This window comes from Candidatus Zixiibacteriota bacterium, assembly GCA_034003725.1.
GTDB lineage: Bacteria > Zixibacteria > MSB-5A5 > GN15 > FEB-12 > WJMS01.
Genome location: JAVEYB010000002.1, coordinates 19,619 through 34,253, shown reverse-complemented (window position 1 = coordinate 34,253; position 14,635 = coordinate 19,619). Strand labels below are relative to the sequence as shown.

The 14,635-nt window shown below is 58.7% G+C and carries 17 protein-coding genes; 9 read left to right on the top strand and 8 right to left on the bottom strand.

What is annotated here, in order from left to right; all coding sequences use genetic code 11:
• Window position 1: 1 nt before the first annotated feature.
• The 5 genes from RBT76_03220 to ruvC all read right to left on the bottom strand — a co-directional run bounded on the left by RBT76_03220 (window position 2) and on the right by ruvC (window position 2,714).
• Window positions 2–229 (bottom strand): DUF2905 domain-containing protein, encoded by a 228-nt coding sequence (locus tag RBT76_03220; protein MDX9856781.1) that lies wholly within the window; start codon window positions 227–229, stop codon window positions 2–4.
• A gap of 4 nt (window positions 230–233) precedes the next feature.
• A complete protein-coding gene (locus RBT76_03215; GenBank protein ID MDX9856780.1) occupies window positions 234–485 on the bottom strand; it encodes a hypothetical protein in 252 nt (83 codons plus the stop codon).
• A 62-nt stretch (window positions 486–547) separates the two neighbouring features.
• Entirely contained in the window at window positions 548–1,576 is a 1,029-nt protein-coding gene (ruvB, locus tag RBT76_03210) for a Holliday junction branch migration DNA helicase RuvB (protein MDX9856779.1), read from the bottom strand.
• A complete protein-coding gene (ruvA, locus tag RBT76_03205; protein MDX9856778.1) occupies window positions 1,576–2,223 on the bottom strand; it encodes a Holliday junction branch migration protein RuvA in 648 nt (215 codons plus the stop codon). The genes ruvB and ruvA overlap by 1 nt, the downstream gene beginning before the upstream one ends.
• Window positions 2,220–2,714, bottom strand: a complete 495-nt coding sequence (gene ruvC / locus RBT76_03200; GenBank protein ID MDX9856777.1) for a crossover junction endodeoxyribonuclease RuvC — start codon at window positions 2,712–2,714, stop codon at window positions 2,220–2,222. Before ruvC ends, ruvA begins: the two co-directional genes overlap by 4 nt.
• 144 nt (window positions 2,715–2,858) lie before the next feature.
• Between ruvC and RBT76_03195 the strand changes: the two genes are divergently transcribed.
• The gene (locus RBT76_03195) at window positions 2,859–4,163 is read left to right on the top strand and encodes an MFS transporter (GenBank protein MDX9856776.1); all 1,305 of its coding nucleotides are present in this window, start codon (window positions 2,859–2,861) and stop codon (window positions 4,161–4,163) included.
• Here the strand turns inward: RBT76_03195 and RBT76_03190 are convergent.
• Window positions 4,134–4,919 (bottom strand): TIGR01458 family HAD-type hydrolase, encoded by a 786-nt coding sequence (locus RBT76_03190; GenBank protein MDX9856775.1) that lies wholly within the window; start codon window positions 4,917–4,919, stop codon window positions 4,134–4,136. The genes RBT76_03195 and RBT76_03190 overlap by 30 nt on opposite strands.
• A 79-nt stretch (window positions 4,920–4,998) precedes the next feature.
• On the bottom strand, window positions 4,999–5,754 hold the full coding sequence (locus tag RBT76_03185; GenBank protein MDX9856774.1) for a YebC/PmpR family DNA-binding transcriptional regulator: 756 nt from the start codon (window positions 5,752–5,754) through the stop codon (window positions 4,999–5,001).
• Between the two features lie 161 nt (window positions 5,755–5,915).
• Between RBT76_03185 and RBT76_03180 the strand changes: the two genes are divergently transcribed.
• Window positions 5,916–6,248, top strand: coding sequence for an HIT domain-containing protein (locus RBT76_03180; GenBank protein MDX9856773.1), 333 nt, complete (start codon window positions 5,916–5,918; stop codon window positions 6,246–6,248).
• Window positions 6,249–6,259: 11 nt separating this feature from the next.
• Here the strand turns inward: RBT76_03180 and RBT76_03175 are convergent, their stop codons facing one another.
• Entirely contained in the window at window positions 6,260–7,087 is an 828-nt protein-coding gene (locus tag RBT76_03175) for a DUF4184 family protein (protein MDX9856772.1), read from the bottom strand.
• Between the two features lie 188 nt (window positions 7,088–7,275).
• Here RBT76_03175 and rpsU point away from each other — a divergent pair, with 188 nt between their 5' ends.
• The 7 genes from rpsU to RBT76_03140 all read left to right on the top strand — a co-directional run bounded on the left by rpsU (window position 7,276) and on the right by RBT76_03140 (window position 14,621).
• Window positions 7,276–7,473: a 30S ribosomal protein S21 gene (gene rpsU, locus RBT76_03170; protein ID MDX9856771.1), complete on the top strand. Its 198-nt coding sequence runs from the start codon at window positions 7,276–7,278 to the stop codon at window positions 7,471–7,473.
• 6 nt (window positions 7,474–7,479) lie between these two features.
• Window positions 7,480–7,926: a GatB/YqeY domain-containing protein gene (locus RBT76_03165; protein ID MDX9856770.1), complete on the top strand. Its 447-nt coding sequence runs from the start codon at window positions 7,480–7,482 to the stop codon at window positions 7,924–7,926.
• A gap of 56 nt (window positions 7,927–7,982) precedes the next feature.
• Window positions 7,983–8,624 (top strand): CvpA family protein, encoded by a 642-nt coding sequence (locus RBT76_03160; GenBank protein MDX9856769.1) that lies wholly within the window; start codon window positions 7,983–7,985, stop codon window positions 8,622–8,624.
• A gap of 79 nt (window positions 8,625–8,703) precedes the next feature.
• Window positions 8,704–11,076: an endonuclease MutS2 gene (locus RBT76_03155; GenBank protein MDX9856768.1), complete on the top strand. Its 2,373-nt coding sequence runs from the start codon at window positions 8,704–8,706 to the stop codon at window positions 11,074–11,076.
• Window positions 11,073–12,794: a DNA primase gene (gene dnaG / locus RBT76_03150; GenBank protein MDX9856767.1), complete on the top strand. Its 1,722-nt coding sequence runs from the start codon at window positions 11,073–11,075 to the stop codon at window positions 12,792–12,794. Before RBT76_03155 ends, dnaG begins: the two co-directional genes overlap by 4 nt.
• Window positions 12,794–14,446 carry a DNA repair protein RecN gene (recN, locus tag RBT76_03145; GenBank protein ID MDX9856766.1) on the top strand — a complete coding sequence of 551 codons (1,653 nt, stop codon included), beginning with the start codon at window positions 12,794–12,796 and terminating at the stop codon, window positions 14,444–14,446. Before dnaG ends, recN begins: the two co-directional genes overlap by 1 nt.
• Window positions 14,447–14,465: 19 nt before the next feature.
• Window positions 14,466–14,621, top strand: coding sequence for a hypothetical protein (locus tag RBT76_03140; protein ID MDX9856765.1), 156 nt, complete (start codon window positions 14,466–14,468; stop codon window positions 14,619–14,621).
• The last annotated feature ends 14 nt before the right edge of the window (window positions 14,622–14,635 follow it).

The window sequence follows — 14,635 nt, the reverse complement described above, 5'->3', positions numbered from 1 at the left end:
CCTACTTACTCCGCCCAAACAGATTCAGCAGGATCGTAAGAATGACCGAAATGATCAGCATGGTCGTCAGTGGAAAATAGAACGTGGTGTTGTTCTTCTTCACGAAAAAATCTCCGGGCAGTTTCCCCAGAAAAGGAATCCGGTCGTGAAAGACGAAGATCAGTCCCATAATGACAGCCACGGAACCGACCACAACCAGCGCGCGTCCGATTGCCGACCATTCCGACATAGCGTTATCGATACCGCCCCGGCCTGATTCGCCGGATATAGCGGTACATCAGCTTCTTTTGATAGTACGTTAGCGGCGTGGTCACCTCGAATCCCCGAGCATACTGGTCAAACGCGTGGACGGCAACCCGGGCGTCGTGTACGGTCAGTATCGTGCCGTTCATCTCGTACAGCTCATCGCGATACTTGATGGTTTCTTCGCTGAGCGCCTGCGAAATCTGCTCGGGACGCTCGATTCTGTAGCGATTGATCGTCATGAATCGGTTCTCTCATCGCGCCCGGGACTTCTCGAACACCAGCCCCTTCTCGCGACGGTGCATCACAGGAGGGACTGTTGGGGGCTGCTGCCGCCGAGTTTCAGACCCAGGTGCCGGGCGGCCTCCGTTGACGCCATCCGGCCCTGCCTGGTCCGCTGCAGGAATCCAATTTTCAGCAGGTACGGTTCGACCATATCGACCAGCGTATCGACTTCCTCGTTGAGTGTCGCGCCGAGCGCCTCGATACCGACCGGCCCGCCCTTATAGTATTCTATAACAATGCGAAGCAGCTTTCGATCCAGTTCGTCAAGCCCGGCAGCGTCGACCCCTTCCACGTCCAGCGCCTGCCGCGCGATCTCCGCGTGAATGACGCCGTCCCCTTTCACGGTCGCATAGTCACGAACCCGTCGCAGCAACCGGTTGGCCACCCGCGGCGTCCCGCGCGACCGTGACGCGATCACCGCAGCCGACTCGGCGTCGGCCTCTATCTCAAGCAGTCTGGCCGACCGCGTGACAATGGTCGCCAACTCCTCCGGCGGATAGAAGTCAAGGTGGTAGTACAGCCCGAACCGGTCCCTGAGCGGCGCCGATAACATCCCGGCCCGGGTCGTGGCACCCACGAGCGTGAAACGCTTCAGGGGAATATTGATCACCTTTGCAAACGCCCCCTTATCGACCACGAAATCGACCTTGAAATCCTCCATCGCCGGATAGATGAATTCCTCGATCACTGCCGACAGCCGGTGCATCTCATCGATGAACAGGATATCGCCGTCGTTTAAGTTGGTCAGAATACCCATGAGATCGCCCGTTCGCTGGAGCGCCGGTCCCGATGTCGAGATCAGCTTCGTGCCCATTTCGTTGGCGATAATGTGCGCCAGCGTGGTTTTCCCCAGTCCCGGCGGGCCATACAGCAGAATATGCTCCACCGGTTCCCTGCGCACCTTTGCGGCTTCGAGTAATACATGAAGTTTCTCTTTTAACTCAATCTGCCCCACATAGTCCGCGAGCGTTGTCGGGCGAAGCGAGAACTGGACGAGGTCCTCGTCGGGAGTGACCTGCGCACCCGATATTATCCGCTCTCGAGCCATCAGACGCCTGCTTTCCGATGCCGTTCAGTTTGAAAAATCAACGTGATCAACTCCTCCACGGTGCGAACTTCCTGATGCTCTTTGACCGCCGCGTCGACCATCTGCCGGGCCTCATTGGCCGAGTATTGAAGCTGCGTAAGGACCGCAATTGCCTCGTCGACCAGCGGGCTTTTTTCCCGCTGAACAACCGCCAGCGGTTCCTCCGTCCGGGACAGGGCGAACTTAACCGTTTTGCCGTGAAGTTCGGCGATAATCTTCTCCGCCTGCCGGGCTCCCACGCCGGGCAGCCGGACCAGCGTGGCCGTATCTTTGACCTCGATCGCCTCGGCGATCTGGCGAATCGGAAACACGAGCGACTTTAGCGCCCGCTTAACACCCAGACCGGGCACCTGTGTGAACAGCGAGAAGAACTCGCGGTCAACAGGATCTAGGAACCCTACCAGACGGGGAAAATGCGACGCCTTTTTGTCGCCGGCTTCGATATAGTAAATCGTCTCGAACGTGATCGGCTGGTTGAGACGGCCGTTGCTGCGGAGCCTCTCCGCCAGGCCCGACGGAACCATCACTTCGTAGCACACACCGTTCGTCTCCACCAACGCGGTCTGGTCGGTTACCTGGACGAGCTTCCCGGTCAGGCGACTGATCATACCGCCACCCCCTCGTCGACCTCGAGAACCCGGCAGTGACACAGCGCCACGGCCAATGCGTCGGCCGCGTCCGGCGGCTGTGGGACCGTCGACAGATTCAGGGTGGATGCCACCATCCGCTGCATCTGCAGTTTGGTGGCCCGGCCGTTGCCGGTCAGTGACTTCTTGATTTTCGTCGCGGCGTACGAATATACGGGTACGCCTGCCTGGGCCGCGGCAAGAAAAATGACCCCACGGGCATGCCCCATGATGATGGCCGTCCGGGGATGATTGTAATGAGCGTACAATTCCTCTACCGCTACCCCCTCGGGTGAAAACTGCGCGAGCACGGACGAAATATCGCGCGCGATTTCACCCAATCGCTCCGACAGCGACAACTTCGCGGTAGACCGCACGACTCCGGCCTCTATAACTCGATACTGCCCCGCCCCGAAGTCAATCAGGCCGTAACCGGTCGTGTCCAGACCGGGGTCAATTCCCAGAATCACCATACTCCTTCATACCCGGAAATCGCCCTTATTTCAACAAGAAAATGGTCCCGGAGAGCTTGATGTGACTCATGAAGCCAAGTCTGCGCGTACCGCCAACCTGGACGAAATGCATCTTTTGGGCCGTACGCTCGTATTGGGATGGAAATGATTTCGCCAACCAGGCTGTTCAACAAAGACTTCGTGCTGCTCTGGCAGGGCCAGCTGGTCAGCCAGGTCGGGTCGATGGTATATTCAGTCGCCCTGATGTTCTGGTTGAAAGGGGCCACGGGATCGGCCACGCTGGTCGGCCTGGTCATGATGGCGTCAGCCATTCCGGGCGTTTTGCTCGGACCGTTGGCCGGCGCCTACGCCGACCGCCACTCCCGACGCAACATCATTGTCGTGACCGACCTTGTCCGCGGCCTGGTGATCTGCGCACTCGCAGGCTACGTATTCTGGCGGCCCGATGATACCTCGGTCATCATCACACTTCTCTTTGTCGCTGCGGCAGTCAACGCCGGCCTCGGTGCTTTTTTCAACCCTGCCGTAGGAGCCGCCATACCGGACATAGTCCCTGCCGGCCGCGTGGCGTCGGCGAACTCGCTAAACCAGCTCTCCATGCAGGTGGCGCAGTTTGTCGGGCAGGGTACCGGCGGCGTGCTGTTTCGCGTCGTCGGCGCACCGGCGCTGTTTCTTCTCAACGGCCTGAGCTACATTCTCTCCGCCATCAGCGAAATGTTCATGACCATACCGCAGGAAATCCCGGAGCGGCAAAAGGGACGCGCGGCTGTCGTACAGTCGTTTGTCACTGACCTGCGCGAAGGGTTCGCGTATGTATGGAGGACGGTCGGCCTGCGCAGGCTCTTCATGGCGGCCGCCTTCCTCAATTTCTTCTTCGTCCCGGTCGGCATTCTGATGCCGTTTTTCGTCGAGGATCACTTGCGATCCACACCCGACTGGTACGGATTCATCATGGCCGGAATGGGCGTCGGCGCTATGGTCGGCTACCTTGCCGCCGGCGCGTTCAGCATGTCCGGCCGCCTGCGAAGCGTCCTGATGATAACGGCGCTCTCCGGTTTGTCGGTCATGCTGTTTGTGATCGCGCCGATGAACGATCCGTTTCCGGTGATGGCGGCTCTCTTTGTCTCCGGCCTGTGTGCAGGTTTCTTCAATATCGGCGTCATGACAATACTCCAGTTGAGCACGCCGTCGCGTATACGGGGACGAGTGTTCGGACTGCTCGGCACGCTGGCAATGGGACTGTCGCCGATTGCAATGGGACTCGCGGGCGTAGTGGCCGATATGGTGGACCAGAACATCCCGCTGCTGTTTGCCTCGATCGGCGCCATCACGATGTGCCTGACCATCGCGATGGCAACCAGCAGGGCGTTTCGCGAATATCTCGCGTTCGAACCGCCTGCGTCGAACGAACCGACAGTCTCAGATCAGGTGCAGCAGGTCAGCGACTGAATCGATAACCATGTCGGGTGTGACCGGTGAACGGTCAACCAAATCCTGACGGAATTTTCCGGTTCGTACCAGCACCCCCTTCATGCCTGCCTGCTGTGCGCCGCCGATATCATTCGTCAAATCATCGCCGATCATGACTACCTGCGATGCATCGAGGCCAAGATCGTCCAGCGCCAGCTTGAAGAACTTCTGCGACGGCTTGCCGATTACGATTGCCGTCGTGTCGGTAACGTACTCGAGACCTGCGACAAATGCGCCGATATCCATGCGCAGCCCGGTTTCCGTCTGCCAGTACTTGCCTTTGTGGAGCGCCACCAGTTTCGCCCCGTCGATGATCATCTCGAAACACCGCTGCATCAGTCGGTAATCCCAGACCTTGCCGACATCGCCCACCACCAGATGCGTGGGATGATCCTCTGACTGCCGAAAACCCGCAAAGTCCCCTCGCGGATCATCGGTCAGCAGAAAGTGACACAGCGGATCACCTTCCTGTTCGAGAAACAGGTGCGCGGCCCGGATTACCCCGAAAACTTCCGATTGCTCGACCGGCAGGCCGAGATCCAGCAGTTTTCGATGCAGGGCCGCCTGCGACATCGTGGTCGTGTTGGTGGTGAACCGACACGGCAAACGACGTGAGCGGACGTGGCTGATGACCCGGTCCGCGCCGTCGATCATCCGATTGCCGACATACAGGACGCCGTCCAGATCAAACAGCAACGCCCGGGCATTTCCGAAAATGTCGGGACTATCAGGCATAGGCAGGAAAAAGAACTGCCGTCGGACTCGATCGTTCGACGGCAGGCACTCTTGTCATGATCTTCGGGCCCCGGCCGGCCTATTCTCCGGCCAGTCTCTCGAGCAGGGCCTCGTCGATATCGAAATTGGCGTACACTTTCTGAACATCGTCATTCTCTTCCAGGGCGTCCATAAGCTTCAGCATGGAACTGGCGTCGGATTCCTTGTCCAGTCTGATCGTGTTCTGCGGGAGCATGGTGACTTCCGACGATGCGATTGCGATTCCTTTCGCCTCGATCGCCGTGACGACATCCTCGAGTGATCCGGGGTCGGTCAATATCTCAAACGTGTCTCCGTCGCGGCCAAAATCATCGGCGCCCGCCTCCAGCGCCGCCTCCATGAGCGTCTCCTCGTCGGCCTTGTCGGCTTCGACCTGAATGACGCCTCGCTTGTGGAACATCCACGCCACCGAACCGTTTTCCCCAAGGTTGCCTCCATACCTGGAAAACAGGTGGCGCACCTCCGATACGATCCGGTTTCGGTTGTCGGTCATTACTTCAAGGAACACCGCCGTCCCACCGGGGCCGTATCCCTCGTATGTCAACGACTCATACGATACGCCCGGCAACTGTCCTGTGCCTTTGAGTATCGAGCGCTTGATGTTGTCGGCGGGCATATTGACCGCCTTGGCCGCGTTGATCGCCGTGCGAAGGCGGGCGTTCATATCCGGATCTCCGCCCCCTTCCCGCGCCGCAACCGCTATTTCTTTCGTGTAACGAGTGAACAGCCGTCCCCGCTCCTGGTCGGCTTTGCCCTTTTTGCGTTTGATTGTCGACCATTTCGAATGACCGGACATCTATTCTCCTCCAGAATCCATTAACATTGAGTCTAAGGGTGGATAACCGCGCGTACCGATGTCAATGTAATCAATAGCGCCTTCGTTGGCAAGTGCGCCCGCAACAACCAATTCGATTCCTCAAGATTTGCACTTTTGACCCCGGAGTATATATTGCCGACATGTCGAATGTCTTTAGAAAAATCATCAACCGTGAAATTCCCGCCCGGATTTTCATGGAAAACGACGACGTAATCGTCTTTGCCGATCATCGGCCGAAAGATCGCGTCCACCTGTTGATCGTGCCGAAAGCCGAGTACGCAACCTTCCACGAAACGCCTCCGGAAGTGCTGTCCCTGCTGAACCGCACGGCCAAACAGGTCGCCGAAACCCTCGGGATTACCGACCACTATCGATTGATGGTGAATAACGGATACGGACAGGAAGTCTTCCACATCCATTACCACTTCCTCTCCAACCGGGGAAGCGAACGGTTGACGTGGCTGTCCGAGTAAGTCGTAATATCTTACTTCAGGACATTCTCGTAACGCCTTGAGCGGCCATGCTTTTCCGCCTCGCGACGAGCTCGCACGCCGCACAGGCAGGTGGCCCAGAAGAAGCCCGCCCAGCTCCCCAACCCGATCGCCCGGATGAGCGTCCCACGGTCCGCGTGTGCGATCGTCCAGAATCCGAAACCGCCGCACCAAATCTGGAGCGCGAGTACCACAGCTAACAGGGAGCCCAAAAACGCAAACATCCAGAACCGGCGCTTTCGATGACTTGGAATGGGGTGGTAATCGGAAAGCCGGGGTGGTACAATTCTCCCGGTCACCGCATACCATACGATCATCCCTCCCCCGACCAGAGTGCTCGCGTGTTGCAGAATCGTGGTTACCTGGACGCTGCTGCCGCCGACGGTGATATACGATAGAAAGAGAGGAATGCGGCTGGCGATCGCACCATGGGCGTGAGTCCATGAATCCCAGAAGAAATGGCTGAGCGCGCCCACAAGGACCGACATCCCCAGTACCAGCCAGTCCCGCGCCGATCGAATGTGAAAGGGAGAAGCAGCCAGCCCTGAGAAAAAGCGATCCAGAGGATCTGGCAGCGCCCCGAAAAACGGACGCTTGAAGAACCTATGAAACACGAACGCGAAAACCATCCCGGCGGGAACGCAAAACACGAACAGCCCCATCCAGCTGTGGCTGAACGATCGTTCGGTCGTGCCCATCATCAGAAAATACAGCAGGTCAGGCGACATGGCGCCGGCCATAAGGCCCGAAAGCGACCACCACCTCGGCCATATCTGCTTGAGCGGCAAAATGATCGCCGGATGTGACGTCGTAAACGGCATTGTTGATTATAGTCGGCGTCCCGACCGAAGTTCCTGAGTCGTCACCACAAATGACTGGCGTTCCCTGTCTTTTGCCGATATATTTGAAAGCTTGACAACTTCTCTCGATTGGTTATGTTGTCACTAGGTAAGTAACTACAGGACGCAGGATTGCGTTAACATATAGCACCGCGAAAGGGGTGAACTGATTGACCGGAGTTCGTGTTCGCGACGACGAATCGTTTGAAAAAGCGTTGCGTCGTTTCAACAAGTTCTGCGAAAAGGCGGGGATTCTTTCCGACTACAAGAAACACCAGCATTTCGAGAAGCCGTCTGAGACGCGCAAGCGGAAGCTCGCGGCAGCCAAGCGCAAAGCGCGCAAGGCCCGTTACCTCGATCGCTATTAGTCGCATATGCCTATTCTTGAGCAGATAGACCAGGACTTGATCAAGGCCCTGAAGGCCGGTGAAAAGCTGAAAGCTACCGTCCTTCGGGGCCTTAAGTCTGATATCAAATACGCCCAGATCGAAAAGAAAACGGCGTTGTCCGATACCGACGTTATCGACGTCCTCTCCTCCGCCGCCAAGAAACGCCGAGAATCCATCGAACAGTATCAGGCCGCCGGCCGCCAGGACCTGGTGACCAAAGAGACGTCCGAACTCGACGTTATTCAGGGCTACCTGCCCGTCCAGCTGTCTGAAGCTGAAGTCCGTCAGATCATCAGCGATGCGGTGGCCGAAACCGGCGCCGATTCTCCTGCCAAAATGGGACTGGTAATGAAAGCCGTCATGCCCAAAGTCAAGGGCCGGGCCGACGGCAAACTGGTCAACCGCCTGGTGCAGGAAATTCTTGCCAAATAATTAAAAACTCTCCTATCCTCAACCTGAATGACCAACCCACTACAGGGAGTTCGGGTATGAACTGGATTGACGGCGTTTTGGTCGCCCTGCTGCTGGCTATGGTAGTAGTCGGCTCGAAAAAAGGCCTCATCAGAGAGTTGATGGCGTTTGTGCTCTTTTTCGTTGCGCTGATCATCTCCATTCGGTATATCGACCGCCTCGCGATCTGGATGCACGAGCAGATGGGGGGATCAACTCTGGTATCGGCGTTCCTCTCCTTTGTGATCCTGCTGGCCGGATCCTATGTGATCTTCAAACTGCTGGGAATGCTTTTCTACAAGTTCGCGTCGGTCAAAACCGACAAGCGTCGCGATCAAATGGGCGGAGCCCTGGTCGGCTTTCTGCGCGGCTGGGTCGGCGTCAGCTTCCTGACCCTGCTCACGTTCCTTCTGCCCCTGCCGGACTGGTTCTACACCAGCTTCGAGAATTCGTTCTTCGGCCCGACTATCGCCAAGACGATTCCCCTGATGTACGATTCGACCGAGAAACTGCACAAGGGCAGCGGCAATTTCATGGAGCAGATGGAATCGACACTTCTGCAGCCGAACGCCACCGCACCCTCCGGCAAAAACAACCAGAACGTCGACGAGGATCGGCAGCAGGTATACCGGGTGATCTATCAGATCGATCGCTTCTTCAACACGGAATCGCCGTCCTAAATTGATTTTGATTTCAAAGCCGTAACCGTATATTAAACCGGCCTTCGGCCGGTTTTTTTATATGCTTCGGATGCGACAGATGATTGATCCGCATACACTTGAGACACTCGAATTCGACAAGGTGCTCTCCCGCATCGCCGGGCAGTGCATTACGCCGTACGGTCACGGTGAAGTCGCGAAATTCCTCCCCACCACGGACCGCGACGCGATCGAATTGCGTCATCGCGAAATCGGTGAAATGCTCGATATCGTCACGGTCGGCGCCGCGTTCCCCCTGGCCCGCATGGAGGATGCCCGGGAGGTTCTTGCGAAAACGGCGGTCGAGGGCATCTTCCTCGACCCCGATGAAATCCGCACCGTGCTGGAACTCATCGAGGTCTCGGCTGACATATTCGACTATGACCGCGACGGGCGCGACAGCTTTCCGCTGATCGCCGAATACATCTCCCGCATGCGGGCCTTTCCGGAGCTGCGTAAGGACATCAACCGGACGATCGACGAGCGCGGTGAAATCAAGGATTCGGCCTCTCCCCAGCTCCGCCGCATTCGCATAGAAATGGGAGACAGCAAGCGGCGGCTGCTGGCGCGACTGGAATCGATTCTCGCCGGGCAACAGAAGCAATCCGGATGGCAGACCGACGTTATCACCCAGCGCAACGGCCGGTACGTCATCCCGATACTCGCCGGCCAGTACAAAGCCGACAGCGGCATTCTCCACGACCGATCGCAGAGCGGGGCCACCTTCTACATCGAGCCGAACGAGACGGTCGAGATGAACAACCGCCTCAACATGCTCATGCAGGAAGAACGACTGGAGATCGACCGAATCCTCCGCGCCCTCACCGCCGAAATCGCGTCGCACCGCCCGGCGCTCGAAGAGAACATCCGGGTCATCGGACGGCTGGATTCCTACCACGCGGCGGCCCGGTTCGGACGGGCGGTCGGGGCTGCGCGACCGCGCATCGATTCCGAGGCCGGCTTCTCGCTGGTCAATGCCCGCCACCCGCTGCTGGTTGCACAGAGCGGAATCCGGGAGAATGTGATTCCGCTCACACTCGATCTCGGCGAAACCCGGCAGGCCGTTCTCGTGACCGGACCCAACACCGGCGGCAAGACGATTGCGCTCAAGACTATCGGGCTGCTGGTCCTCATGTCCCAGTCGGGCCTGCCTATATCTGCCGATCCCACCAGCCGCATGGGTATATTCGAACAGATCTACGCGGATATCGGAGACGAGCAGTCGATTGAACTGTCACTGTCGACTTTCTCGTCGCACATCCGAAACATCATCAGCGCGGTCAAAGGGCTGTCCGACCGCACGCTTGTCCTGTTCGACGAAATCGGCGCGGGGACCGATCCCAAGGAAGGCGCGGCACTGGCCGAGGCTATCATCCTGCATGTGATCTCCCACGGAGCCAGACTTGTTGCAACCACACATTACTCGCAACTGAAGACGCTGCCGCTCCAGCACCCGGAAATCGAGAATGCCTCCCTTGAGTTCAACCGGGAAACACTGGCCCCGACCTTCCGCCTGCAGGTAGGCATCCCCGGATCGTCGTATGCCGTGGAAATCGCCAGTCGTCTCGGCATGCCGGAATCGGTGTGTGCACACGCCGCGAAACTTATCGGCAGCGGCGAACGGTCACTGGGCGAATTGATTGCCTCGCTCGAAGCGGAACTGAAAAAAGTCAAAGAGGATCAATCGGAATTGTCCGAGCGACTTGCAAAGGCCAAAGAACTCGAGTCATACTTTCGCGCACAGTCGGAGCGCCTGACCAGAGATGTCGATGACGAGAAGCGAAAAGCGCTCGCCGAGGTGGACCGCCTCCTGGAACAAAGTCGCCGTGACACCGAACAACTGGTCGCCGATATCCGAAAGTCGCAGGCGGACAAGGAAACCGTCAAACAAGCGCATCGACGACTCCGCGACCTGAAACAGGAGGCGGCGCGACAGACGGACAACCTTCGTGCGGACAAGACGGCGCCGACCGAGCCGGCGACCTTCGCGGAGGGTGACCTGGTGCGCATCATGTCGCTCGGCCAGACGGGTGAGATCGAACAGGTGCAGGGCGACCGCGCCCGGGTCCGCCTCGGCCAGTTCACTACTACCGTTGAGCTGCGCAGCCTCGAGCGGCTGGCGCCTTCGGGAAGTGCGTCCACTAGAAAACACGCCGCCGCCGCATCGGCATTCCAGGTGAATGAGTCGGTTTCGCCGGAGATTCACCTCCGGGGCATGACCGTGGAGGAAGCCACCGATGCGCTCGAGAAATATCTCGACCGCGCGCGACTGGCCGGGTTGGGGCAGGTATATGTCGTCCACGGCAAGGGCAGCGGCGCCCTGCGCCGTTCGCTGACCGCTTTCCTCAAGGGGCACGCCGATGTCGAGTCGTTGCGTCTCGGCAACTGGAACGAGGGCGGCGCGGGCGTCACGATCGTGAAACTGAGACAATGATCCCACAGGATACCATAGAGCGGATTCGCGACTCGGTCGATATCGCCGATGTGATCGGCGAGTACGTCCGGCTGAAAAAACGCGGCAAGAACTTTCTGGGCCTGTGCCCCTTCCACACGGAAAAAACCCCGTCGTTCACCGTCTCCCCCGACAAACAGATGTATTACTGCTTCGGGTGCGGCAAAGGGGGCAACGCCATCACCTTTCTCATGGAACATGAGAAGATGACGTTTGTCGAGGCCGTGCGGCTGCTCGCACAGCGTGCAAACATCGTCATCAAGGAGACAGGCTCGGATTATCGTCGGGAGCAACTGGAGCGGTTAAACTATGCCCACGTGGTCGCGCTGGAGTATTTCCGGAAGCTCTTATTCGACCGGCGATTCGCCAAGGTTCTCGATGGTTACCTGCGGGGACGGCGCCAGATTTCCGACGAGTCGATCGAGATGTTCCAGTTGGGACTGGCCGGCGAAGACTGGGACGGACTGATACGATTCGCATCATCGAAGGACCTCTCCCCGGCCGATCTCGAACAAGCCGGCCTCGCCGTTCACTCCGACAAAAAGGACTCGTACTTCGATCGATTCCGCGCGCGTCTGATGATCCCCATCTTCAATCTCAGCCAGAAGCCGATCGCCTTTGGCGGACGCACGTTGAAAAAAGGCGAAACGGCCAAGTACGTAAACTCCCCTGAGACACCGTTGTACTCGAAGAGTTTCGTCCTCTACGGCCTGAACTTCGCAAAAGACGCGATTCGGTCGTCCGCGGAGGTCTTCATCGTCGAGGGATACTTCGACCTCATCTCCCTCTGGCAGGCGGGCATTCATAACGTCGTTGCCTCGAGCGGAACCGCCTTCACGGCCCAGCAGGCACGACTGCTGGCGCGGTTCGCCGAAAAGGTCTACCTGTTCTTTGATGCCGACTCGGCCGGCCAGCAGGCGGCGCTGCGGTCGGTCGATGCGCTCTACGATGCGGGACTCGAAGTGAAGGTGATGGTTGGACCGGAAGGCGAAGACCCGGACACGCTCGCGCGCGCGGGCGGCTATGCGCGCGTTTATGAACTGCATGACGCGGCGCTGGACTACATCGCGTACCGATTGCGAAATGTCGACGTCGCCTCGGCGGGCCTGATCGCCAAAGAGAAACTCATCAAGGAACTCGCGGCCGTCGGCGCGCAAATCGGGGACTCGACCCGACGGGCGTTGTTTTACGACGAAGCCGCCACGGCGCTCCGGGTCGACAAAACGCTCCTGGCCGCCGGCGTGTCCTCGCCCATGCCCTCCGCCCAACGAGTCGCCGAAAAACGCCGCAAGCTGAACAAGATCGAACTGGACTTTCTCTCGCTGCTGTTTAACAACCCGGGCTCGATCGACTACGTTTTCGAACGGGTCTCCCCCGACGACTTCGACTCGAAGCAGCTGTCGCGGCTGTATACCGCCATGATTACGCAGTATCAGTCCTCCGGCGAACTCGACGCCGCCCGCCTACTGGAAACTTTTCAGGACGATGAGATGAAATCGCTGGTAGGAGAGATCTCGTTCATCGAGTGGCCGCCGGAGTCCGTCTCCGAACAGACGCGCGCACACACGTCCCGAATCATCGAGGAACGTCGCAAAAAAATCCGGTTGCGGCTGCAGCGTGAACTCGCGGAAGCCGAAGCCACCGGCGACACCGACCGCGCCAATCAGTTGCTCGAGGAACTCAAGGGGTACGGTCTATAATGCTCACGCGCCTGAAAATACGGAATGTGGCGCTGGTCGATTCGGTCGACCTTGCCTTCGGTCCCGGCCTGACCGTCCTCACGGGGGAAACCGGCGCCGGCAAGTCTGTCATCGTGACCGCGCTCGCGCTGGTGCTCGGCGACCGGGCCGACCGCGAGTACGTGAGGCACGGCGCGGCGGCTGCGATCGTGGAAGCCGACTTCGATATCTCCCCGCTCGGTCCGCGTTATGCGAAGGACAACGCCGATTACATCGCCGACAGTACTCTGTCGGTGTTCCGTGAGATCACCGCGGACGGCAAGTCCAGAGTCAAAATCCGAGGTGAAGCGGCGACCCTTGCGCGCCTGAACGAATTGACGCGCCCGATCGCCGAAATCCTGGGTCAGCACGCCAATCAAATGCTCATGAACGAAGACAACCACCTGCTCTTCCTCGACTATTTCGGATCGCTCGACAGCGCCCGGGAATCGGTCCGGGTCAGGTTTTCGCATTGGGAACAAGTCGCCGCCGAACTGCGCCGCGTGCAAAATCAGCGGGAGCAGCTGGCGCGGGAGCGCGAACTTTTGCTGTTCCAGCGGGACGAAATTGAAAAGGCCGACGTGCGCCCCGGCGAAGAAGAAAAGCTGATCGCCGAAAAGCGAAAACTGGATTCGTCGCGCGAACTCATGAGCGCCGCCAATCAGATTCAGCAGTTGCTCGACGGTGACGAGGTGTCTGCCCTCAGTCTGCTGCGCGAGGCGCGCAAATGTCTCGATGACATGGCGGAGATCGACAAGTCGCTGAGCGCGAACGCCGGCTTGCTCGCCGAGATCGACTTCCAGATCGAAGACCTTCGTCGAACCATCGAACAGTACGGTGCGTCGATCGAGGATGACCCGGCCCGCCTCGAGGAAATCAACGCCCGACTCGACGAGCTCTATCGGCTCAAAAAGAAATACGGCGGCTCGGAAGAATCGATAGTGCAGACACTCGCCTCGATCCACTTCCAGCTCAACGACCGCCCGGATATCGATGACCTGGTCCAGACCTTATCCCGTGAAAACGAAGCACGCCGTGCCGCCTATGCCCGTGAGGCGGTGGCGCTTTCGGAAGCGCGCCGTTCGGCTGCCGTTTACCTGGGCAAGCTCGTGAAAAAGGAATTGGCGGAACTGGCAATCGATAACGGGGGATTTGAATTTGAATTCCAGTACGAAAACCATCCGGACGGCATCGTTTTCAAGGACCGGACCGTGAGGCCGCTCCCCCACGGTCTGGAGACAGGACGATTTTTGTTCTCCGCCAATCCGGGCGAGCCGCTGCGATCGCTCGTGCGGACGGCGTCCGGCGGCGAAATCTCGCGCGTCCTTCTGGCGCTCAAAGCCGCCGAGAAAAAGAACCACAAAGCGCTCCATCCGCTGCTCGTGTTCGACGAAGTTGATGCCGGCATCGGAGGACAGACGGCGCTTGAAGTCGGCCGAAAGATCAAAAAACTCTCAGAAAACAGACAGGTATTCGTCATCACGCACCTTCACCAGATCGCGCGGCTCGCGGATCATCACTTCGCCGTACGGAAATCATCGGACAAAGACAGGCGCGCGGTTATCCGTGTCACCGAACTTGATCCTAAAGGCGTCGAGAGGGAACTCGAACGCATGGTGGCACTGCCGGAATAAAAAGGCGATCGGGGCCCTGATGGCCCCCGAGGCGTACACGCTGGCGGCCGTCATTCAATCGTTCGTCTCCGGCGAGTCCGCTGAGTATGTGGTATCGGCCGCCGCGCGGGCATATGCGACCTACCAAAAATGCAGCCCCGGCGCGGCCCGTGGCCTCTTCTATTCGGCGCCGTGAATCGATCCGGTCCC

What these genes read in the sequence shown, in the direction of transcription:
- ruvA (MDX9856778.1), bottom strand. Translation starts at nt 2,223, where the DNA reads ATGATCAGTCGCCTGACCGGGAAGCTCGTCCAGGTAACCGACCAGACC.
- RBT76_03180 (MDX9856773.1), top strand. Translation starts at nt 5,916, where the DNA reads ATGTCGAATGTCTTTAGAAAAATCATCAACCGTGAAATTCCCGCCCGG.
- RBT76_03185 (MDX9856774.1), bottom strand. Translation starts at nt 5,754, where the DNA reads ATGTCCGGTCATTCGAAATGGTCGACAATCAAACGCAAAAAGGGCAAA.
- RBT76_03140 (MDX9856765.1), top strand. Translation starts at nt 14,466, where the DNA reads ATGGCCCCCGAGGCGTACACGCTGGCGGCCGTCATTCAATCGTTCGTC.
- RBT76_03175 (MDX9856772.1), bottom strand. Translation starts at nt 7,087, where the DNA reads ATGCCGTTTACGACGTCACATCCGGCGATCATTTTGCCGCTCAAGCAG.
- RBT76_03155 (MDX9856768.1), top strand. Translation starts at nt 8,704, where the DNA reads ATGATTGATCCGCATACACTTGAGACACTCGAATTCGACAAGGTGCTC.
- dnaG (MDX9856767.1), top strand. Translation starts at nt 11,073, where the DNA reads ATGATCCCACAGGATACCATAGAGCGGATTCGCGACTCGGTCGATATC.
- recN (MDX9856766.1), top strand. Translation starts at nt 12,794, where the DNA reads ATGCTCACGCGCCTGAAAATACGGAATGTGGCGCTGGTCGATTCGGTC.
- RBT76_03215 (MDX9856780.1), bottom strand. Translation starts at nt 485, where the DNA reads ATGACGATCAATCGCTACAGAATCGAGCGTCCCGAGCAGATTTCGCAG.
- RBT76_03195 (MDX9856776.1), top strand. Translation starts at nt 2,859, where the DNA reads ATGATTTCGCCAACCAGGCTGTTCAACAAAGACTTCGTGCTGCTCTGG.
- ruvB (MDX9856779.1), bottom strand. Translation starts at nt 1,576, where the DNA reads ATGGCTCGAGAGCGGATAATATCGGGTGCGCAGGTCACTCCCGACGAG.
- ruvC (MDX9856777.1), bottom strand. Translation starts at nt 2,714, where the DNA reads ATGGTGATTCTGGGAATTGACCCCGGTCTGGACACGACCGGTTACGGC.
- RBT76_03165 (MDX9856770.1), top strand. Translation starts at nt 7,480, where the DNA reads ATGCCTATTCTTGAGCAGATAGACCAGGACTTGATCAAGGCCCTGAAG.
- RBT76_03160 (MDX9856769.1), top strand. Translation starts at nt 7,983, where the DNA reads ATGAACTGGATTGACGGCGTTTTGGTCGCCCTGCTGCTGGCTATGGTA.
- RBT76_03190 (MDX9856775.1), bottom strand. Translation starts at nt 4,919, where the DNA reads ATGCCTGATAGTCCCGACATTTTCGGAAATGCCCGGGCGTTGCTGTTT.
- RBT76_03220 (MDX9856781.1), bottom strand. Translation starts at nt 229, where the DNA reads ATGTCGGAATGGTCGGCAATCGGACGCGCGCTGGTTGTGGTCGGTTCC.